This window comes from Streptomyces brasiliensis (assembly GCF_014647875.1).
In the GTDB taxonomy this organism is placed as follows: Bacteria; Actinomycetota; Actinomycetes; order Streptomycetales; family Streptomycetaceae; genus Streptomyces; species Streptomyces brasiliensis.
Window position 1 is genome coordinate 147,379 of the sequence record NZ_BMQA01000006.1, and the last position, 20,409, is coordinate 167,787.

A 20,409-nucleotide genomic window follows, 5' to 3' on the forward strand; every position below is an offset into this window, starting at 1 on the left:
GCTCAGACGTTGGTCGTGTCGGTGGTGGCGTCGAAGTCCTCGCGTGCACGGGCCCGGCGGACGACGAGGACACCCGCGAGGACCAGCGCGGCCGACACGGCGCCGAGCGCGCCCGCGTCGACACCCGTGGCCGCGAGCGAGCCGCTGCCGGAACCGCCGCCGGACGCACCGCCGTTGACATCGGTCGACACGTCCAGGGAGCCGCCGGAGTCGCCGGAGTCGCCGCCCGTGGCACCGCCGTCGGCGGCCGAGGTGTCCGAGGGAGAGACGCTGTCCGTCGGCTCACCGGTGTCGGTGGGCTCGGTGCTGTCGCTCGGGGTCGCGGTGTCCGAGGGCAGAGAGGTGTCCGACGGCTCGACCGTGTTCGACGGGGTCGCGGTCGTGGTGTCCGAAGCGGTCGGCGAGGTGCTCGGAACGCCCGGGTCCGTGGCCGTGTAGTCGGTGTCGGAGGTGAACCAGATCGGCGCCGTGAAGTCGGCGAGGCTGGTGGGGTTGAACGCCGTACGGCAGGTGACCGTGAAGTCGTAGCGGCCCTCGAGCTTGGTGAAGCCCGCCGTGGCCGCGTAGTCCTGCATCGTCTCCGACAGGGGGACGCGCAGGCCGCCGTTCTCCGCGGTCGGGTACGTGCCGACCGGCGAGTTGCCCACCACGTTCTGGCCCTCGGCCGGGAAACCCTTGCCCTTCACCGAGACGATGATGTTGGTCGCGGTGTCCGGGCAGGGACCCGAGGTGGTCAGGCTCATCCCGTCGTCGTTCTTGCCGGTCGTCGGGGCCACCTCCAGCGTGCCGGCGGACTCGGCGGCCGACGCCTGGGCGACGGTCACCGCGGAGACGAGCAGCCCCGCCGCGCCGCAGGCCGCGATCAGCGCGCCGGCACGGACGGTGGCCGCCCTGGACATCCGGGGTCGGTGAGGTGTGAAGGACACGGTGTTTCTCCCTTGACGGTGGTTCAGGACGGGGTGGCGAGGGGGTTCACTCGCCGGTGTCGGGCCGTTCGGCCCCGGCTCGGCGGCCGCGCGCCCACAGGGTGCCGCCGGCCACGAGCGCCAGCAGACAGACGCTGAAGCCGCCCACCGCCCAGGCGGTGAGCGAGGAGTCGGTGGAGGTCTCGGCGGCACTCGCGCGCGCCGCGTCGAGGGGGGTGGCGCCGGCCACCGGGGCGGAGCCGTCGGGCGTCTCCCCCGGCACGGGCAGTCCGCCCGGCTGTTCCTGCTGCTGCCCCTGCTCGCCGGGTGCGGGAGTGGCCGTACCGCCGGTGGCCGGGGTGGACTCACCGCCCGCCGCCGCCTTCGACAGGGCGACCTTCGTGCCGTCCCGGTACGCGTTCTTCCGCTCGAAGTCCAGCGAGCCGGTGAAGTCCTTCAGGCTCGTCAGGTCGAAGGCACCCTTGAGGCAGCTGACGGTGAAGGTGTACTTGCCGCGCAGGTCGGTGAAACCGGCGATGCTCGCGTAGTCCTTCATCGTGTAGATGAGCGGGATCTCGAGGCCGCCGCCCGGCACCGAGTGGTAGGTGGTGAGCGGCGCGTTGCCGACGACGATCTGTCCGTCGCGCGGGAAGCCGGCCCCCTTGACCCGTGCGATGACGTTGGCGGTCTTCCTCGGGCAGGGCGCCTCGGCGGTGAGGCTGATGGGCTCGGTGTCGGTGCCCTTCGCGGGGGTGACGGCGAGCCCGCCGCCGGTGGCCGCCCGCGCGTCGGTGGGCGTGCCCGCAAGGAGCGCGCCGGTGACCAGCAGCACCGCCGCGAGGCCGACCGCCTGCCGGGCGCCGGACGTCGTACGCGCCGAACGGACCGACGGGGCCGCCGAGTCACGGCGCCGCCGGCGTCGGATCACCTCGAAGGTGACGATCGCGGCGAGCACGAGCAGCAGGGCGAGCAGCGCCCACGGTACGGCGGTGAAGGCCTCGGTGCGGGTGACGCGGGGCAGGATGCGGTGCTTGATGTCACCGCGCACCGGTTCGGGGTCCACGGTGACCGTGGTCGTGTCGCGGAACCAGGGGCGGACGCCGGTGGCCGACGTGCTCACGTGGATCGCGTCACCCGGCAGCAACTCGGGGAGCTCATGGAGGGGCGCCGTCTTCGCGGTGCCGCCCAGGCCGTCGCGGACGCGGACCGTCTGGTGGGCGGCGAGCCGTACGTTTCCGGTGTTGCGCAGGGTGTACGTCACGGTCGCGGAGCCGGCGCCGAAGGGGTTGGCGGTGCCGTGGTAGACGGTGCGCAGGTCCTCGACGGTGAGCCGGGTGGTGAGTTCACCGGCCACGCGGAGGTAGACACGCGCGCCGACGCGCTGGTCGACGGCGACCCGGTCGCCCTTCTTGTCGGTGGTCGTGGCCGCGAGCGAGGCGACGATGCCGCCGACGTGGTCGCCGGGAGTCGCCTTCGGCGGGATGTGCAGGGTGAAGGGCACGATGACGCGGGAGCGGGCCGGGACCTTCACACGGCTCTTGTCGACCTTGATCCAGGAGCCGACGTCCGCGGGCCGGTGCTTGGCCGCGAACAGGTCGAAGCCGCCGTCGGCGGTGGTGAACGCGTCCTGGGCGTACACCCTCAACGTGAGGGGCTTCTTGCCGTAGTTGAAGACGGCGATGTGGTCCGTGACGCGGGCGCCCGGGGTGGCGCCGTAGGAGAAGTTGGGCCGCGCGTCGGGCTTCTTCGCGGCCGAGGGCTGGACGCCGAACGTGGTACGCCCCGTTCCTCCGGCACCGGGTACCGCGGCCGACGCGTGCGTGGCCGGGAGGACGGCGAGGAGGCAGGCGGCCAGGACGGCGGCGATGCGGCGGGCTGAGGTCGTGATCATGAGGCGTCGTCCGTTCGAGCGCGAGCGAGACCGGTACGGGGTAGCGGGGGACGGGGGTGGAAGTCGCAGAGGGAGCGGCGGTGGCCGGGACGGGTGGGGCACCCGTCCCGGCCCGGGGCGGTCCTCGGGGGAAGTGGAGCCGCCCCGTCAGCCATCCGACCGGGTCAGATGGCCGTCAGGGTGAGCGTCGCGGTGTAGGTGCCGGCCACGGTCGAGGTCGGCACGTTGAACGCGAGGTCGGCGCCGAGGTGGGCGGTGCCGAGACCGCTGCCGCCCGCCAGCGAGCGGGACGACTTCAGGCCGGCCGAGCCCGAGTCGGCGGGAGCCACACCGTTGGCCGCGGCGACCGCGCCACCGGCGGTGACCGTCTGGGCCGCGCCCTTGTCGATCACCTTCGGGGTCCAGCCGAGGTTCTGGCCGTTGATCTGGTGCGAACCGCCGTCCGAGAAGTCGGTCACCTGACCGCTGACGGACCAGCCGGGGTTGCCCGCGCGGGTGTCGGTGAGCGTGACCGGGTTGATCGCGCCCGCGGTGGTGAGCAGGTCACCGTCGGCGTTGAGCTGCGGGGACGGCAGCGTGACGTGCGGGTTGTCCACGCTGATGACCAGGGCGCCCGACTCGACGGTGGTGGTGATGTCCTCGGACGCGGTGACGCCCGCGAACGCACCGATCACGTACGGGACGGCACCGGAGGCGGAACCGGCGTACGCGTCGGGGTCAGTCGGGACGAAGACGGCCGTGAAGGAGTGGTCGCCCTCGTCCAGGCTGCTGGTGCTGAAGGAGGCCTGGCCGGCGGCGACCGGCACGGTGCCCAGCGTGGTGGTGGTGCCGCCCACGGTGTCCTGGAACTTCACGGAACCGGCCGCGGAGGCCGGCGACACCGAGGCCGTCATGGAGACCGGGCTGAACTTGTCGGCGGTACCGGCCGGGGAGACGGCCAGCGCGGTGGTGGTCGGGGTCGCCGGGGCGGCCTCGACGGTGTAGGCGACCGCGCTCGACGTCGAGCCGTTGTAGGCCGTGCTCGCCGGGGTGAACACGGCGGTCAGCGAGTGGTCGCCCGCCTTCAGGGCGCTCGTGGTGAGCTCGGCCTGGCCGCCGGAGACGGTGACCGGGTTGCCCAGCGCGTTGCCGTTGTCGCGGAACTGGACCTTGCCCTCGGCACCCGCGGGGCCGACGGACGCGGTCAGCGTCACCGGGGTGCCCGCGGTGACCGGGGCGTTCGGGGACACCGCGAGAGAGGTGGTGGTGTCGGTCTTCACGGCCGGGTCGGTGTTCTGGTACTCGGTGTTCGAGGTGAACCAGATCGACGTCGTGTAGTCACCCAGGCTGGTGGCGTTGAACGCCGTACGGCAGATCACCGTGAAGGTGTACTTGCCGGTCAGTGTGGTGAAGCCCGCCGTGTTGGCGTAGTCGCGCATGGTCTGCGTCAGCGGCACGACCATGCCGCCGTTCGGCGCCGTGGGGTAGGTGGTGATCGGCGAGTTGCCGACCACGTTCTGGCCCTCGTCCGGGAAGCCCGAACCGGCCACCGTCACGAGGATGTTGGTCGCGCTGTCCGGGCAGGCACCCGACGTCGTCAGGCTGATGCCCGAGTCGTCGAAGCCGGTGGCCGGGTCGACCACGGCCGTGCCGATCTCGGCGGCCGACGCCGAGGGCGCCACGATCAGGCCGCCCGCCAGCACGGCGACCAGGCCCGCGAGACCGCCCGCCAGGGCCCGCGAGAGAGTTTTCTTCAGCACTGTCGTGCTCTCCTTCTACGAGGATCTCTAAAGGATCTTCAGGGCGTCAGGGGGTCTGCTGGCTGGTGCTGCCGCAGTTCGGGTTGACCGCGAAGCCGTAGGTGTTGATCACCGACGTCTGCTTGCAGATCAGGGAGTCGGAGCCGACGAAGACCTGGCTGTACGGCGCCGTGGCGATCTTGCTGGTCGGGATGACGTTGTAGACGTCGCGCTTCACACCGAAGTTGGAGTTGAGGACCGTCGGCGCGAGTCCGTCGATCGTGCCGAGGATCGCCCGTCCGCGCAGGTCGGCGATGGTCTGCGAGGCCTGCGAGTTGTACTGGGCGATGGAGAACGGGACGATCGACTTGTCGTCGAGAACGCGGCCGTCGTGCTCCTGGACCGGCTTGCCGTTCTTGGTGTCCTTGATGCAGGGGTAGATACCGGCGACCACGTCGGCGTCCGTGATGCCCATCTGGGACTCCCAGAAGCTGCGGGTACCGGAACCGGCCTGCGGCAGAAGCACGTTGAGGCTGTAGTTCGGGGCGGTGCCCACGTAGTTGGCGTCGCAGTGGTAGATCGCCTTGAGGTCGTTCAGCGTCAGCTTGCGCGGCGTCGTGCCGGTGGGCGTGACGGCGTAGGTGACGGCGTCCACCGCGAACGGGACGTAGGTCAGGCCCGGGTTGGAGGCGGCCAGGTTGAGGCTGGAGGAACGGGCGAAGTCCAGGCAGCCGTCACCGGCTCCCGCGTTCGCCTGCAGCGAGTTCTGCAGGGCGGTGCGGCCGGCGCCCGAGCCGTTCGGGCGGGTCATGGTGCAACCCGGCTTGGTGGCGGGGTCCTTGGTGGTGATGTTGGCCGAGCCGGTGGCGTCGTAGGAGCCGATCACCTTGGTGCCGTTGATGGTGACGGCGTTGGCCATGCCGTTCATCACGTCCTGCGTCGTGTCGGAACCGACGCCGGACAGCTGACGGTAGGTCGGCGTGCCCGACGGGTCGGCCGCGGCCTGCGTGACGGCGATGGTGCCGGTCAGCAGTCCGGCGAGGCCGACGGCGGCGACGGCGACGGCTGCCATTCTCTTGTTCACGTGCGATACCTCTCGGGTTAGGCTTTCGCCGGGTGGTGCCCGGCGCGGTTTTTCGGACAGTTCGTTGGCGCGGACCTGTCGTTCAGTCGGGTTCGGGCATCACCTCCCGGGGTCGCGGGACGTCTTGTCCCTGGCGCGCCAGGCCGCGACGCCGGCCACGAGACGCGGCACCACCGTCGGCAGGACGGGGCCGCAGACCGCGGCGGCGAGGCCGGTGACCAGGGCGATCAGCAGGGCGTAGCGCACGGCGCCGAGCGCCCAGTCGGGTGTGTCCGGCAGCGCCTGGTCGGCGGCCGCGGGCGCGGTGGAAGGGCTGCCGGACGGATTGGCGGACGTGGAGAGGGTGGAAGCCCCCTTGGCGCCGGTGCCGCCGGACCCGGCACCCGTCCCGGCGGGATCGCCGGGCGTTCCGGCGCCACCGTCCCCGGAGCCGGCCCCGCCCACCGCGCTCCCGCCCGTGGTGTCGGAACCCGCCCCCGTACCGGTACCGCCCGTCGTGTCCCCGTCGCCCGGGCCCGGCTTGCCGGCGCGGGCCGCGATGGCGTCGGCGGCCGCGCGGGTCTCGGCACGGGCCGAGGCGGGCAGCGGGGCATAGCCCTCGGGCAGCGTGCCCGCGGTGACACCGGGCCGCTGTCCGTTGCCCGCCGCGTACCGCAGCAGGGCCGCGTACTCCTGGCCCTCCGCGCGGGTGAGGTTCTCGGGGACGGTCGCCGCGTAGGTGAACAAGGTGAGCGGATAGGCGGTGGCGGACTTCGTGGTCGGGTCGGGCTCGTCCACGCCCGCGACCCCGGACGGCTTCATCGCCGCCTGCGCGGCGAGCATCCCGGCCGTGGAAGGGGCCACGAACCGGCCGGCCGCGTTCTGCAGCCGGGCCGTCACCAGGCCGTAGCGCGCCGCGGTCGCGGTATCGGTGAGAGCGAGGATGGCCCGCTTGCCGGCGGCCTGCGGCGGGTTCTTCTTGTAACCGGGGGGCGTAGTCGTGGCGTCCCAGGTGCTGCGGGCCAGCGTGTCCCCGCGTGCCGCGGAGCGGGCGGCGTTGTGCAGGTCGTTGGCGTAGGGATGCTTGTCCTGGATGCACAGCGGACTGTCGGGATGGTCCGCGAACTGCTGGCAGAACGGATCGCTCTTCGGGAACTCCTCCCGCGGGAGGGCGATGTCCTTGTAGTTCGGGTTGACCGTCATGCCCGTGAAACCGCGATCGCCGTAGCTGCCCTGGTTGTCGGGGGTGCCGCTGAGGAACTCGCGCGCGGCCGGATCGCTGTTCACCCAGTTCCACAGCTGCCACGTCGAGTCGGACAGCGCCTCGGGCACGAGCACGTCGCCGAGGGCACCGCCGAAGTCGAGATCCGCGTAGTCCGGGTTGTACTTGAGGAACTCCGGGTCGCGGCCCAGGTTGAACGGGTTGCCCTCGGTGCTCTTGGCGAAGCGCGAATTGCCGTCCTGGTACGACTCGGTGAGCAGCTTGGCCAACAGCCGCGGGGTGAGGTTGAGGGACGTCAGACGGGCTCCGTCGCGGGCCCTGACGGCGTCGGGCGCGCTGAAGCCGGACTGGCTCTCGATGAAGAAGCCGATGGTCAGGCCGGACAGGGAGACGGGCGCGTAGACAGGCCGCATGCCGGGCGTCAGGTCCTCACCGGTCGCGGGGCGGCCCAGGAAGACCATGCCGGGCTCGTCGGAGCGCAGCTTGATGCGGGCGGTGTGGTCGGTGCTCGACGCGAAGCTGTAGATGGTCCTTTTCCCGGACTGGCACAGGGCGGGTTCCCAGCGCTGGATGGCCTCGGTGACCAGCTCGTTGCCGAGCGTGCTTCGCTCGTCGGCGCCGATCGGGCAGAAGTTGCCTATCGGCTCGAAGCTCAGTGGTACGACGAGACGGTGCTGCCAGTTGCTCGCGCTCAGTGGTGAGGACTGGAGCATTCCGCTGGCCTGGGCGGTGTACGAGGTGCCGTCGACCTCGCTCTCGCCGCGCGGTACGACGACGAGCCAGCACTTGCGTCCGGCCGCCGCACCGGATGCCCCCTTGGGCACCTCGCCGCAGCCGAGGCCGGGTGCCTCCACGCCGGTCTGGGCCTCGAAGTAGACCTCACCGGTACCGTCGGGGCCGGTGCGGGCGTAGGGGATCTCGTTGGTGGTGCTCACGTCGTAGAAGTCGTTCCAGTTCCCCGTCGAACTCACGACATCGGACACTGAGCGGAACGGGACGTACGAGATGCCCGAGTCGGACGCGGGCGGCAGTTGCTGTGCCGGGTCCTTGAGACTGTCAGGGTCCTTGGGATCGCCGTAGGTGAGCTGCCGGGTGTTGGTGTACGCCCCCGCGGCCTGGCTGCCGGCGCCCGCGCCCAGCGCGGAGGAGCCGCCGAACTGGCACTGGTCGGGGTCCGGTCCGGAGCCGGCGTCGCCCCAGCACTGCATGATCTGCAGATAGTCGGCGGCGTAGGTGGTGTCGGAGACGGTCGGGGTGCCGCCCTTCCAGGAGATCTTGACGACCTGGTCGACCAGATTCTTGGTCTGACTGACCGTCACCTTCAGGTCGGCGTACGGGCCCTGTCCGGAGACGGTCGCCGCCGAGTCGTCGGTGGCGGCCTGGGCGGGGCCGGGTGCCGAGACGAGCACGGTGGTGCCGATCACCGACAGCAGGACGACGGCGACGGCGACGGACGTGGTGAGGAAGCGGCGCAGTGCGGCGATCACGAGTTGCCCCGCTTCAGCCGGCGGGTGAGCAGCGGAGGTCCGACCGTGAGCGCGAGCAGCAGGACGCCGGCCACGGACATCAGCGCGATCCGCGAGCCGCTGCTGATGCTCCGCGAGGTGTTGACCGGTACGGCGAAGGCGTCCCCGCCGGTACCGCCGGATCCGTCTCCGTTCGCCCCGATGGCCTGCCCGGTGTCCGGGTCGATCGTGGTGCCGCCGGTGCCCGCGCCGCCGGAGGTGCCGCCGGAAGCGCCCGCCGTGCCCGACCCCGCGCCGCCGGAACCGGCACCGCCCCCGGACCCGCCGCTACCGGACCCTCCGCTACCGGCACCCCCGCCGGAGGCACCGCCCGAGTTACCACCGGAGCCACCGCCCGAACCGCCGCCGGATCCACCGCCGATGTTGGTCGCGGTCTTGGACCCGCCCGTGGCGGTCGAGCACTGGCTCGCGCCCTTCTTGTCACAGGCGGACGGGTAAGGGGCCGTCTTGGCCAGGGTGTTGGTGCCGTCGGTGGAGAAGGTCGGGTTGTTGCAGGACTTGATGTTGATCTTCTCGATGTCGACACCGGGGACCTTGCGCACCTGGTTCAGACCGGCCTGGACGAGGTTGATGGGCAGCGGCGAGTAGCCGAGGCTGTCGACGTGCTGCTGGCCCTGGCACAGGAAGTAGTACGCGAAGGCGCCGAGGGTCTTCCCCTTCTCGGCGTTGAACTTCGACTCCAGCTTGGTCGGGATGATCATGTAGCTGTAGCTGGAGAGCGGATAGGCGCGCGGATCGGAGTCGTTGTAGACGTCGTCGAGGATCTGCGTCAGATAGCTCGGCGAGGAGGCGTTCTCGTTGATCCGCGCCTTCAGCAAGGACACCGCCACGTTCTTGGCGGTCGGTTCGACGTAGTACCCGGCCTTGTTGAGGATCTTGGCGACCGGGAACCCGGTCGTGACGACGGCGTACGAGTACTCGACGTAGGTGATGGTGCCGACGTTGCCCGCCTCGGCGACGTAACCGGAGACGCCGTTCGAGCCGGCCTGGGAGACGAAGCCGCTGCCGGACACGACCGGGTAGTTGGAGGTCGCCCCGCAGGGGGTGTCGCGTCCGGCCTGGTGGCAGTAGTTGTCCCACAGCGAGGGGTACTGCTTGCTCATCCAGGTGGTGAACTGGGCGGTCGTACCGGAGCCGTCGGAGCGCACCACGGGCACGACCCGGCGGGCGGGCAGCGCGTTCGCGAGCGCGGGGTTGTCTGCCTTGATGGCGGGGTCGTTCCAGTACTTGATCTCCCCGGTGAACATCTTGGCGAGGACCTCGCCCGACAGGCGCAGGTTGGTCACCCGCTTGTTGCCGATGGTGAGGTTGTACATGAACGAGGTACCGCCGGCCACGATCGGCATGTAGGCGTACTTGCGGGACGGCGGCGAGTCGACGACGCCCGAGTCCTTGATGCCGTACGGGATCTCGGAGACGGCGTAGTCCACGGTGCCGTTGCGGAACTGGTTACGGCCGTCCGACGAGCCCGTTCCGTCGAAGTGCACGTTCATGCCGTACTGCCCGACGTTGGCAGTCCACTGGTCGATCGCGTTCTTGCTCCACGTGGACCCTGCGCCCGAGATCGGCACGTACGTCGCGGCCGTGGCGGGTTCGGCGCCGAACAGGAGGGCGGCCAAGAGGAAGAGAGCGGTGAGGACTCTCAGACGTGCGAGAGGTGCCGGAGGCGATCCGGGCATGACAGGTGACTCCTGGTCGGTGTGGTGGGGCGGGGCGGGGCGGGATGGTCGGAGCGGCTACTCGAGGCCTGGGGCGGCGACAGGGGCGGCGGACCTGAACTGAGCGCGCCTGCTCATGCGCGCGACGTCGCGCCGCGAGGCCTGCACGCGCCGGTGCCGCTGGTTGCGGGTCAGCTCGCCCGGGCCGCGGCCGCCGAGCACGCGGGCGAGCACGAACAGCAGCAGGACGAGCGCCATCAGCAGCGCGGCGGAGCCGAATCCCCGGGCGATGTAGGCAGGTTGGGGGGAGCGCACCAGATCGAAGGTGGCCAGCGGCAGCGAGAGCTGCGGACCGTTCGTCGGGTCGGCGTTCAGCCCGGTGTTGATCCCGGAGGTGAGCAGCACCGGTGAGGTCTCGCCGATGCCGCGGGCGGTGCCCAGGATCACGGCGGTGGTCAGGCCGGAGCGCGTGGTGGGCAGGATGACCGTCCACACCGTGCGCCACTTGCTCGCGCCGAGGGCGTACGACGCCTCGCGCAGCGAGCTCGGCACCAGCCGGATGACCACGTCGGAGGCGCGGATGACGATGGGCAGCATCATCACGCTGAGCGCCAGCGCGGCGGCGAAGCCGGACTTGTCGAGGCCGAGGAGGAGGATCGCGGTGGCGTAGATGAACAGGCCTGCCACGATGGACGGCAGCGCGGTCATCGCCTCGACGATCGTCCGGACGAAACGCGCGTAGCGTCCGGGCACTTCGTTGAGGAACACCGCGCACGAGAGCCCGAGCGGCACGGTGATGACCAGGGAGATGGAGATCTGCTCCAGGGTGCCGACGATCGCGTGCACCATGCCGCCCCGGGTGAGCGGCTGCAGCGGTCCGGTGGTCGCCATGTCCTGGGTGAAGAAGTTGAGGTGTACCAGGGAGGACTTGCCGCGCCACAGCGTGAACACCACCACCATCACCAGTGCGGCCAGCAGCAGCACGCCGAGGCTCTGCCACAGGACGGCGGCGACCTTGTCCCGTACGGCCACGCTGTTCTCGTCGAAGGAGACCAGCACGGCGTACAGGCCGACGAAGAGCAGGTACGCCACGACGACGAAGCCCAGGATCGAGTCGAACGGCGCGATCCAGACGAACAGCAGCGCGGTCAGCGAGAGCCCACCGAGGGCAGCGCCCAGCAGAGCCAGCACGTCGGAGGTGTGCACGGACGAGGTGTTGCGGCGGACCTCGGGCGAGTCGTCCCGGTCCTCGAGGGCGGGCCGTACGGTCCGTCCGGCCGGCTCCTTCAGGAGGTCGGTGGTCATGCTCAGGCCTCCGTTCCGGCACCCGACCGGCCGCGGGCGGCGATCGAGGACGCGATGAAGTTCACGACGAGGGTCATGAGGAAGAGCGCGAGGCCGGCGGCCATCAGGGCCGACATGCCGAAGTCGCTCGCGGAGCCGTAGCGCAGCGCGATCAGCGACGAGACGGAGTTGGTCCCGTTCTGCAGGATGTGCGGCTGCACGGAGAAGACCGGCGAGATGATCATGTAGACGGCGATCGTCTCGCCCAGCGCGCGGCCGAGGCCCAGCATGGTGCCGCCGATCACGCCGCCACGGCCGTACGGCAGCACGACCGCCCGGATCATGCCCCAGCGGGTCGAGCCCAGCGCCAGCGCGCCCTCGCGCTCACCGGCCGGCGCCTGCGAGAAGGTCTCCCGCATCACCGAGCAGGCGATGGGCGTGACCATCAGCGCGACGACGATGCCGGCGATGAAGGTGGACGACGTGTAGGCGGTGTCGGCCTGCAGCGGGTCGTGCGGGTCGGCCCCGTCGACCTTGAAGAGCGGGATCCAGGAGAAGTACGTGGAGATCCAGCGGGAGAGCCCGACGACGTGCCCCTGGAGGAAGAAGGCGCCCCACAGTCCGAACACCACGCTCGGCACGGCCGCCATCAGGTCGACAAGGCTGATCAGGGTCCGCTTCAGCCTGCGCGGCGCGTACTCCGAGATGTACAGCGCGGTGCCCAGCGCCAGCGGCAGGGCCAGGATGATCGCCGTCACGCCGATGAGCACGGTGCCGGTGAGGACGGCCGCGATGCCGAAGTGATGGGAGTCCGGCTCCCACGCGGAGGTGGTCAGGAACCTGAACTTCGCCACGCCGAGCGCCTGCGCCGCGCGGTAGGTGAGGAAGACACCGACCAGCAGCATGATCGCCAGGACGACGGCGCCGCTGCCACCGAGCACGGCGCGGAAGACGCGGTCGACGGGTTCGACACGACCGCGCGGCGCACGCCTCGTCCCGTCGTCGCCGAAGTCCGGCTCCGGCGCGGAGGGTTGCCCGAGTCCGGGCGCGACCACGCTCATCGGGCACCGGTCCCAGCGTGATCACGGGCACCGCCGACGCCGTCGCCGTCGGCGGGAGCAGGGCGTCCGGCGAGGTCCGGCCGGCTCTTGGGAGGACCGGGCGGTATGGAGCGGGAGGCGATGCCGGGGGCTGGGCGAGAAGCGGGACCGGGCTGGGGCCGAGCCGCAAGTCCGGGCTCGGGGCGGTCGGCCGCCCGCCCGGTGCCGTGCGGTCGCGTCCCGCCCGCCTCGCGCGGCCTGGCGGGCGTCGGCTCGGCCAGGTCGGCCACCGGGACCGCGTTCAGGAACTGCCCGAGGTTGTACTGGCAGTCGCGCTGGCGCTGGTACGGCCGCCCGGCGACCGCTGCGGCGCGGCCGTCTATCTCCAGGCGCCAACTCCAGCCGCCGGCGGACTCCGTCGTGCTCAGCAGCGCCTTGGCGTCGGCTATTCGCTCACGCAGCCGCAGCACCGCGGCCCGGCACTCGGCGAACCCGTCGAACGACTCGGCGCTACGACCGAGTTCACGGTGGTTGGACCCGACGAGCCGCCAGCCGACCGCCTGTTCTCCCCTCCCGGGTCTCTGTCCCGCTCCCCGCACTACGTACAGGAATCGTGAAGGAACCATGGAGACCACCCCCCTCTTCCCACTCAGGCCACGGCCACTTTTCGCCGCTGCGGCGGAGAATCGCCCGAAGCGCACTGAGAGTCGCGGACCTGTGTGCGGGTTGTATCCAAGATTGAGTAAAGGACGAACGGACGGCGAATGAACGGGAGACTCTGCCCCACCGGCCGCCGCAACGGCCCGCCGGACACGGAAAAGCCCCTCCACGAGGGAGGGGCCGACAGGTGGACGTACCCGCTAGTAGGCGATGGAGATGTGCGCTCGGGGATGCGCGTCGCGCTCGATCTCGTCGACGACGGCGAGCGCGAAGTCGGCGCCGGAGATCTCCGACCTGCCCTGTTCGTCGAAGAGGGCGACCTCCCCGCCGACGCGGTACGTCCCCGTCCGCTCACCGGCGGCCCAGGAGCCGTAGCCGCCCGCCGGCGAGACCAGGGTCCAGTCGAGCGTGTCCGGCGCGGAGCCGGTGAGCCATTCCCGGACCGCCTCCATGTCGCGCACCTCGGAGCGGAACCGCTCCGGGACGTCCCCTTCGGCGTATCGGGGCCCGTCCGGCGCGCTGCGCAGCGACGAGAACCCGCCGATCACGATCAGCCGGGCCCGCGCGGCGGCCGAGGCACCGGCGAGGTCCCGGTAGAGGCCGGGCAGCCGGCCGACCAGGTCGCCGCGCGGTGACAGCGCCGCGACCACCGCGTCCTGGCCGGGGATCAGCTTCGCGGCGTCCTCCGCCGAACCGTGCGTGTAGGTCACCCCGTCGACCGGGGCCGCGGGGGCCGACCGTGAGTACGACGTCACCTCATGGCCCCGTGCGACGGCCTCGGCGGCGACGTTGGCCCCGGTGTAACCGGTACCCCCGATGATCAGGATCTTGCTCACGGCGGCTCCCCCGCGGGTGACGGTCAACGCCAGCCGAGCGCCGGCGCGACGTGGGTGAGGATGTTCTCCAGGACATGACTGTTGTAGTCCACGCCCAGCTGGTTGGGCACGGTCAGCAGCAGCGTGTCGGCCTCGGCGATCGCCTCGTCCTCGGCCAGCTGCTTGACCAGGACGTCGGGCTCGGCGGCGTACGTACGGCCGAAGATCGCCCGCGTCGAGGCGTCGATGTAGCCGACGTGGTCGCTGCTGTCGCCCTCGCGGCCGAAGTAGGCGCGGTCCCGGTCGTCGGTGAGCGCGAAGATGCTGCGGGACACGGACACGCGCGGCTCGCGCTCCCAGCCCGCCTCGGCCCAGGCCTCGCGGAAGGCCCGGATCTGCGCCGCCTGCTGCACATGGAAGGGTGCCCCGCCCTCGTCGTCCTTGAGGGTCGAGCTCATCAGGTTCATGCCGAGCTTGGCCGCCCAGGTCGCGGTGCCGTTGGAGCCCGCGCCCCACCAGATCCGCTCCCGCAGCCCCTCGGAGTACGGCTCGATGCGCAGCGGCCCCGGCGGGTTGGCGAACATGGGTCGCGGATTGGGCTCGGCGAAGCCCTTGCCCTGGAGCACGGTCAGCAGCACCTCGGTGTGCTTGCGCGCCATGTCGGCGTCGGTGTCGCCCTCGCTCGGCGCGTATCCGAAGTACCGCCACCCGTCGATGACCTGCTCCGGTGACCCACGGCTGATGCCGAGCTGGAGCCTGCCGCCGGAGATGAGGTCCGCGGCGCCCGCGTCCTCGGCCATGTACATGGGGTTCTCGTAGCGCATGTCGATCACGCCGGTGCCGATCTCGATGCGCGAGGTCCTGGCACCGATCGCGGAGAGCAGCGGGAACGGCGAGCCCAGCTGCCGGGCGAAGTGATGAACACGGAAGTAGGCCCCGTCGGCACCGAGTTCCTCGGCGGCCACGGCGAGGTCGATGGACTGCAGCAGGGTGTCCGAGGCGCTCCGTGTCTGCGAGTGCGGGGTGTCGGACCAGTGGCCGAAGGAGAGGAATCCGATGCGTTTCATGTGAGGCTGAACAGCGCACGAAACTAATTGATTCCTCAACTACCAGGGTGGTGCCGTCGTCGATCCTCGTGATGAGGTGGTTCGCGGTCTCTGCAGGCCGTCGTTCAGGCTGCCCGGTGATGGTGCAGGACTGTCACCTTCGTGTTCTGCACCGCGAGTTCGTCGCGCTCCTGGGTGGGAGTGAGGCGGATGCCGATGTGGTAGTTCTGCACAAGCATCCAGCCGAGGAAGCCGGCAGCAAGCGTGCAGGCCAAGCCGGCCGCAGCGAGCGCGAGGCCGAGCGTGGCTCCGGTGGCGGGGCCGTTCCAGTGGGTGACGTACACCCCCAGGGCGATCGCGAACAGCACGAGGGCGATGACGTTGAGGCCGGCGTGGCCCAGGCCGACGGTCTTGGCGGCCGAGCCGCGCGGGATACCGAAGGCCCAGTCGACGAATCCGGGGAGGGCGGCGACCAGTGCACTGCCGACACCGACGACATTCAGGGCGATGGCCAGGTTGAGCCAGAACTGATGGCCGTTGGCCGCGTAGACGGCGAAGCCGATGAGGGTGCCGGTGTAGCAGGCGACCGGGAAGCCGACGAGCATGGGGTGGATCGGATGACCAGCGACTGTGACTTTGCTGTACATGACACCTCCCGGACGGAAGGCCGGAGCGTGCACGTGACTCGTCTTTGCTCCTCCAGCGTCTCTCCGTCGGCCACGCCCGCCAACTGGGGCACCTGGGTCACGGGAGTCCCGGCATCATGTGGCGGTCGGTGCGTCTGACCAGCGGACGGTGTCGGCGGCGCCGTCCTCGGCGGCGGGACGGTGGAAGCACCGGCATCCGGGCCGACCGCAGCACGATCACCGATGCGGACGTACCGCTCGACCGGCTCATCACCGGATGACCCGTCCGCGCGGTGCCGGCCGGCGGCAGCGATCAGGAACGCGGGCCCTTTCGCTCAGGACGCGCAGGCAGCCCAGCGACCTGAGCGCCCCGGCGCAGCACATCCCGGAGCATCGCGGGTGTCAGAGTGCGGGTGGACATGTTGCGCCGGCTGGGGTGGTAGCCGCCGATCAGATACACCTCCCGTTCGCCGCCGGCATCGCGGACCCGTACCTCGGCGCCGTGCCCGAAGGCCGGGCGCGGGCGGGGCACCTGCCAGCCCGCGTCGGCCAGCACGGGCAGCAGCGCCTGCCAGGCGAAGGCTCCGAGGACCACGATCGCCCGCAGCGTCGGGCGCAGGAGTTCCAGCTCCTGGGCGAGCCAGGGACGGCAGGTGTCGCGTTCGGTGGTGGTGGGCCGGTTGCCGGGCGGTGCGCAGTGCACCGGCACGGTGATGCGTACGGCGTACAGTTCCATCCCGTCGTCCCGGTGTGCGGCGGTCGGCTGGGACGCCAGAGCGATGTCGTACAGAGCGGCGTAGAGTGCGTCGCCGGACGGGTCGCCGGTGAAAATGCGCCCGGTGCGGTTGCCGCCGTGCGCGGCCGGAGCCAGACCGATGATCGCCAGTTTTGCATCCGGCGGACCGAAGCCGGGCACAGGCCTGGCCCAGTACTCCCACTCCCTGAATGCACCGCGTTTGACGCGTGCGATCTCCTCCCGCCAGGCCACCAGCCGCGGGCAGGCCCGGCATGTGGCCACCGCCGCGTCCAGATCGCGGACCGTGCGCGTCCGAGGAGCCGTCACCGCGGGGAAGTCGTGTGCCTCGGTCACCGGGTGGCCACCTCTCATTCCCACCTCCTCGTTCTCTTCGCCTCCCTGGAGGGGACGCGACCGTGCGACAAGGCGCAGTCCGCTCCACCGGCCGAGTCGACGGTCATCGATAAAATGGACACATCGGACAAGCCCGTCGTGCGACCGATATGGAGGGCGCTGTCATGGCCGAACAGATCACCTACAGGCGAGTCTACGAAGAGACCTCTCCTCAGGACGGGAAGCGCGTGCTTGTCGACCGGGTCTGGCCACGGGGCATGCGCAAGGAGGACGCGCATCTGGACGAGTGGCTGCGTGATGTCGCCCCCTCCAGCGAGCTGCGCAAGTGGTACAGCCATGAGCCCAGCCGCTTCACCGAGTTCCGTCGCCGCTACCTGGCCGAACTGCGCGATGCCGGACACCGCGAGGCGGCCGGGCACCTGCATGACCTGGCGGCGCACGACAAGGTCATGCTGTTGACCGCCACCAAGGACGTGGACCACAGCCAGGCCGCTGTCCTGGCCGAGTGGCTGGCCAAGAAACGGTGATGAACGCACAAGGGTCCACCAGGGCGGCAAGCCGCGGATGCTGATCGCCGACCGCAGGCGCGGCGGAGCGTACGTCATGCAGTGTGCTGTGTCGCCGGAGCCGCACAAAGACGTGAGGTGGGATGGCGATGCGAACGAACATGATCCGCGACGAGCACATGACCGTCAGCTACGACATGGTGAACGGCTGGACGGTCGTCGAGATCGACGGCGATGTGGACGCCCACACCTCTCCCGTGATCCGTGAAGCAGTGCTCAAGCTCATCGACGAGGGACACCGCCACTTCGTCCTGGACCTGAGCTTCGTGTCCTTCATGGACTCGATGGGACTGGGCGTGGTCGTGGTGGTCACGAAACGCATCCGTAAACACCAAGGCTCATTGCGGATCGCGGTCGCCTCCAGCCGGATACTCAGGGTGTTCGACCTCAGCGGCCTGCGTGAGGGTTACGAGATCTATCCGTCGCCGGAGGACGCAACGCGTCACGCTCCCTAGTGCTGTGACCGGAGAGGGATGTCGTACGGGAGCCCGGTGGTGGTTCAGGGGTCCGGGTCGTGACTTCCATGATCGGTCGGTGAGGAAGACGGCGCTGGAAGCCCCGTCGAGGTCCCGGTGGGCATGGACAGGGCCAATGCCACCTTCCGCTACCTCGATCACACCGGGCGTGTCGGTCAGCTCTGCCGCCGAAGGCGTGCAGACGGCCCGGCGATCCGGCCCTCCGAGAGTCCGCTGTGTCCGCTGTGTCCGCCACCGCGATCCGAGCCGTCCATCTGCGCAGGCCGACGAAGACGCCAACACCCGTGAACACAAACACGGTTGAACTGTCGATCAGCGGATTCAGTCCGTTGTCCCGAACTCCTGGATCCGCACCCCTGATGAGACGTCTTCGCGCGTCACAGGAGTGGACAGTGGGGCGGGTGGGACTCGAACCCACGGCCGACGGATTATGAGTCCGCTGCTCTAACCGGCTGAGCTACCGCCCCATAACGGCGTGTCGCGTACATGTGTACGCGCCGTCTGCCGCAGCATAGCCGCTCATACGATCTCCTGCCTCGGCTGGTCGGCTTCGCATGACCTTGATGACTCCGCCGTGGCCTGCGCAGTTCCCCCCGGACATGAAAAAGGACCCCTGAGGGTCCTCGTTCAGCATGCTCCCCCGACTGGACTCGAACCAGTAACCTGCCGGTTAACAGCCGGCTGCTCTGCCAATTGAGCTACGGAGGACCGAGCTCCCCCGACTGGACTCGAACCAGTAACCTGCCGGTTAACAGCCGGCTGCTCTGCCAATTGAGCTACGGAGGAATGCCTCGTTGCATCGAACGTACCTACCTGGGTATTCGCCAGGGGGCGCGCGCTCGCTGCGACACATACATTAGCGCAAGCAGGGGGGTGCTCCGCCAATCGGTTCCCCCGTCGCCGATGCCGCACCAGAGACCTACGCAAGGGAAAGGGTGGCCGCCATGCGCTACCGGCTCACGTTCGTCGCCGGACTGGCCCTGGGTTACGTGCTGGGCACGAGGGCCGGGCGCGAGCGCTACGAGCAGCTGAAGAAGTCAGCTCAGCAGTTCGCGCAGAACCCCGCCGTCCGCAACACCGCGGAGACGGCGGCCCAGCAGGGACGCCGCTACGCGGGCAAGGCCTTCCACACGGTGAGCGACAGGGTCGGCGACCGCGTCCCCGACTCGGTGGCCCAACGGGTACGGTCCCTGCGCGAGCGCGCGATGAACGGCACCCCCGAGGACGACTGGGGCACGAGCAACACGTAGGGCCGCCCCCGAACGCCGGTTGTTCCAGCGCCCCGGAAGGGGCGCGGGGAACCTCCTGGCGTGCACGGCCGAACCAACCGGCGCGATGGGGCAAAATCTGGAGGCATGGGGATAGTCGCCGGGTTGGACAGCTCGCCCGAATTCACTCGCATCGTCGTCTGTGACGCGGACACCGGAGCCGTGCTCAGACAGGGTTACGCGCCGCACCCGGTGGAGAACGCCGAAGGCGCACGCCCCTCCGACATGGACCCACAGGCCTGGCTGCTGTCCCTGGGCGAGGCGGCCGGTGGTGGGCTCCTCGAGGGTGTGCAGGCCATCGGCGTCTCCGCGCAGCAGAACGCGCTGATCCCGCTGGACGCCCAGGGCAACACCGTGCGCCCGGCGATGGTCGGCGGCGACAAGCGCGCGCAGGTCTCGGCCGCCGATCTGATCGACGCGCTCGGTGGGCGCGAGGCCTGGGCGCAGGCCGTCGGATCCGTGCCGCAGGCCGCGCAGCCTGTCACCAAGCTGCGCTGGCTCGCCAGGACCGAACCCGAGAACGCGATGCGCACGGCAATGCTGCTCCAGGCGCACGACTGGCTGGTGTGGCAGCTGCTCGGGCGGCCGCTGCGCCGGACCACCGACCGGGGCGGCGCCTCCGGGACCGGCTACTGGTCCGCGGCCACCGGCGCCTACCGGCCCGATCTGGTCGAGCTGGCGCTCGGTCACGAGGCGGCGCTGCCCGAGGTGATCGGACCGTCGGCGGCGGCCGGTACGACGCCGGAGGGGCTGCTGATCTCCGCGGGCACCGGCGAGACGATGGCCGCCGCGTTCGGGCTGGGGATCGGGCTGGGCGACGCGGTGGTGTCGCTCGGCGCCTCCGGTTCCGTGATGGCCGTCCACCCCGAGGCGCTCGCCGACCAGTCCGGGATGATCACCTCGCTGGCCGACGCCACCGGCATGCACCTGCCCGTCGTGACCACCCTGAACGCCGTACGGACCCTGCGCGGCACCGCCGAACTCCTGGGGCTGTCCGACCTGGAGAGCCTGTCCGACCTCGCGATAAAGTCGACGCCCGGCTCGCACGGCCTCGTCCTCCTGCCCTACCTGGAGGGCGAGCGGACGCCGAGCCTGCCACACACCGCCGGGACGCTGGCCGGGCTGCGGCGCGAGTCGATGAAGCCCGAGCATCTGGCGCGGGCCGCGTTCGAGGGCATGCTGTGCGGGCTCGCGGACGCGCTGGACGTGCTGCGCGGCCGGGGCGTGGACGTGCGGCGGATCTTCCTGCTGGGGCAGGCCGCCGAGCTGACCGCGGTACAGGCCGCGGCGCCCTCGCTGTTCGGCGCTCAGGTCGTCGTACCGCAGCCCGCGGACTACGCGGCGATCGGTGCCGCGCGACAGGCGGCGTGGGCGCTCGGTGTGTCGCAGGGCAAGCAGGATCCGCGGACCCCGCCGGTGTGGCAGGGCGCGGCGGCCCAGGTTCTCGACCCCGGTGAGGAGCTGGCCGTGGGTCAGGCGGTGCGTCAGCAGTTCGTGTCGGTGCGGGAACAGACCCATCCCGGGGCGTTCCGGGCATGAGCCGTAGGTCCTGAGA

General features: G+C 70.6%; 17 protein-coding genes and 3 tRNA genes. 4 read left to right on the plus strand and 16 right to left on the minus strand.

The window, feature by feature from the left end:
- Window positions 1-2 precede the first annotated feature (2 nt).
- The 13 genes from IEZ19_RS11805 to IEZ19_RS11865 all read right to left on the minus strand — a co-directional run bounded on the left by IEZ19_RS11805 (window position 3) and on the right by IEZ19_RS11865 (window position 16,562).
- A complete protein-coding gene (locus IEZ19_RS11805) occupies window positions 3-926 on the minus strand; it encodes a hypothetical protein (protein WP_189311091.1) in 924 nt (307 codons plus the stop codon).
- A gap of 46 nt (window positions 927-972) precedes the next feature.
- On the minus strand, window positions 973-2,796 hold the full coding sequence (locus tag IEZ19_RS11810; protein ID WP_189311092.1) for a WxL protein peptidoglycan domain-containing protein: 1,824 nt from the start codon (window positions 2,794-2,796) through the stop codon (window positions 973-975).
- 164 nt (window positions 2,797-2,960) lie between these two features.
- Window positions 2,961-4,535, minus strand: coding sequence for an Ig-like domain-containing protein (locus tag IEZ19_RS11815; protein WP_229840226.1), 1,575 nt, complete (start codon window positions 4,533-4,535; stop codon window positions 2,961-2,963).
- 46 nt (window positions 4,536-4,581) lie between these two features.
- A complete protein-coding gene (locus tag IEZ19_RS11820; RefSeq protein WP_229840228.1) occupies window positions 4,582-5,598 on the minus strand; it encodes a substrate-binding domain-containing protein in 1,017 nt (338 codons plus the stop codon).
- Between the two features lie 99 nt (window positions 5,599-5,697).
- A complete protein-coding gene (locus IEZ19_RS11825; RefSeq protein WP_189311093.1) occupies window positions 5,698-8,286 on the minus strand; it encodes a type 2 periplasmic-binding domain-containing protein in 2,589 nt (862 codons plus the stop codon).
- Window positions 8,283-10,004 (minus strand): phosphate ABC transporter substrate-binding protein PstS, encoded by a 1,722-nt coding sequence (gene pstS / locus IEZ19_RS52580; protein ID WP_189311094.1) that lies wholly within the window; start codon window positions 10,002-10,004, stop codon window positions 8,283-8,285. Before pstS ends, IEZ19_RS11825 begins: the two co-directional genes overlap by 4 nt.
- Before the next feature lie 57 nt (window positions 10,005-10,061).
- Complete coding sequence (pstA, locus tag IEZ19_RS11835; protein ID WP_189311095.1) at window positions 10,062-11,288, minus strand: phosphate ABC transporter permease PstA; 1,227 nt, start codon at window positions 11,286-11,288, stop codon at window positions 10,062-10,064.
- Window positions 11,289-11,290: 2 nt separating this feature from the next.
- A complete protein-coding gene (pstC, locus tag IEZ19_RS11840; protein ID WP_189311096.1) occupies window positions 11,291-12,328 on the minus strand; it encodes a phosphate ABC transporter permease subunit PstC in 1,038 nt (345 codons plus the stop codon).
- The gene (locus IEZ19_RS11845) at window positions 12,325-12,933 is read right to left on the minus strand and encodes a YegP family protein (protein WP_189311097.1); all 609 of its coding nucleotides are present in this window, start codon (window positions 12,931-12,933) and stop codon (window positions 12,325-12,327) included. Before IEZ19_RS11845 ends, pstC begins: the two co-directional genes overlap by 4 nt.
- A gap of 234 nt (window positions 12,934-13,167) precedes the next feature.
- On the minus strand, window positions 13,168-13,803 hold the full coding sequence (locus IEZ19_RS11850) for an NAD(P)-dependent oxidoreductase (RefSeq protein ID WP_189311098.1): 636 nt from the start codon (window positions 13,801-13,803) through the stop codon (window positions 13,168-13,170).
- A 23-nt stretch (window positions 13,804-13,826) separates the two neighbouring features.
- Window positions 13,827-14,849, minus strand: coding sequence for an LLM class flavin-dependent oxidoreductase (locus tag IEZ19_RS11855; RefSeq protein ID WP_189311099.1), 1,023 nt, complete (start codon window positions 14,847-14,849; stop codon window positions 13,827-13,829).
- Window positions 14,850-14,953: 104 nt separating this feature from the next.
- On the minus strand, window positions 14,954-15,475 hold the full coding sequence (locus IEZ19_RS11860) for a DUF2231 domain-containing protein (RefSeq protein WP_189311100.1): 522 nt from the start codon (window positions 15,473-15,475) through the stop codon (window positions 14,954-14,956).
- A 292-nt stretch (window positions 15,476-15,767) separates the two neighbouring features.
- The gene (locus IEZ19_RS11865) at window positions 15,768-16,562 is read right to left on the minus strand and encodes a uracil-DNA glycosylase (protein WP_189311101.1); all 795 of its coding nucleotides are present in this window, start codon (window positions 16,560-16,562) and stop codon (window positions 15,768-15,770) included.
- 146 nt (window positions 16,563-16,708) lie between these two features.
- On the opposite strand from IEZ19_RS11865, the gene IEZ19_RS11870 reads away from it, so the two are divergent.
- Both IEZ19_RS11870 and IEZ19_RS11875 read left to right on the plus strand, forming a co-directional pair.
- Window positions 16,709-17,071, plus strand: coding sequence for a DUF488 domain-containing protein (locus IEZ19_RS11870; RefSeq protein WP_189311102.1), 363 nt, complete (start codon window positions 16,709-16,711; stop codon window positions 17,069-17,071).
- 128 nt (window positions 17,072-17,199) lie between these two features.
- Window positions 17,200-17,565 carry an STAS domain-containing protein gene (locus tag IEZ19_RS11875; RefSeq protein WP_229840230.1) on the plus strand — a complete coding sequence of 122 codons (366 nt, stop codon included), beginning with the start codon at window positions 17,200-17,202 and terminating at the stop codon, window positions 17,563-17,565.
- Between the two features lie 414 nt (window positions 17,566-17,979).
- On the opposite strand, the gene IEZ19_RS11880 is transcribed toward IEZ19_RS11875, so the two are convergent.
- From IEZ19_RS11880 to IEZ19_RS11890, 3 genes are all read right to left on the minus strand, one after another.
- Window positions 17,980-18,053: transfer RNA gene (locus IEZ19_RS11880), tRNA-Ile, on the minus strand.
- A gap of 168 nt (window positions 18,054-18,221) precedes the next feature.
- Window positions 18,222-18,294 (minus strand) — tRNA-Asn (locus IEZ19_RS11885).
- Window positions 18,295-18,299: 5 nt separating this feature from the next.
- A tRNA-Asn gene (locus IEZ19_RS11890) sits at window positions 18,300-18,372 on the minus strand.
- Window positions 18,373-18,530: 158 nt separating this feature from the next.
- On the opposite strand from IEZ19_RS11890, the gene IEZ19_RS11895 reads away from it, so the two are divergent.
- Together IEZ19_RS11895 and IEZ19_RS11900 are read left to right on the plus strand one after the other, a co-directional pair.
- Window positions 18,531-18,836 carry a YtxH domain-containing protein gene (locus tag IEZ19_RS11895; protein ID WP_189311104.1) on the plus strand — a complete coding sequence of 102 codons (306 nt, stop codon included), beginning with the start codon at window positions 18,531-18,533 and terminating at the stop codon, window positions 18,834-18,836.
- A gap of 105 nt (window positions 18,837-18,941) precedes the next feature.
- Window positions 18,942-20,393: an FGGY family carbohydrate kinase gene (locus IEZ19_RS11900; protein WP_189311105.1), complete on the plus strand. Its 1,452-nt coding sequence runs from the start codon at window positions 18,942-18,944 to the stop codon at window positions 20,391-20,393.
- Window positions 20,394-20,409: the final 16 nt, after the last annotated feature.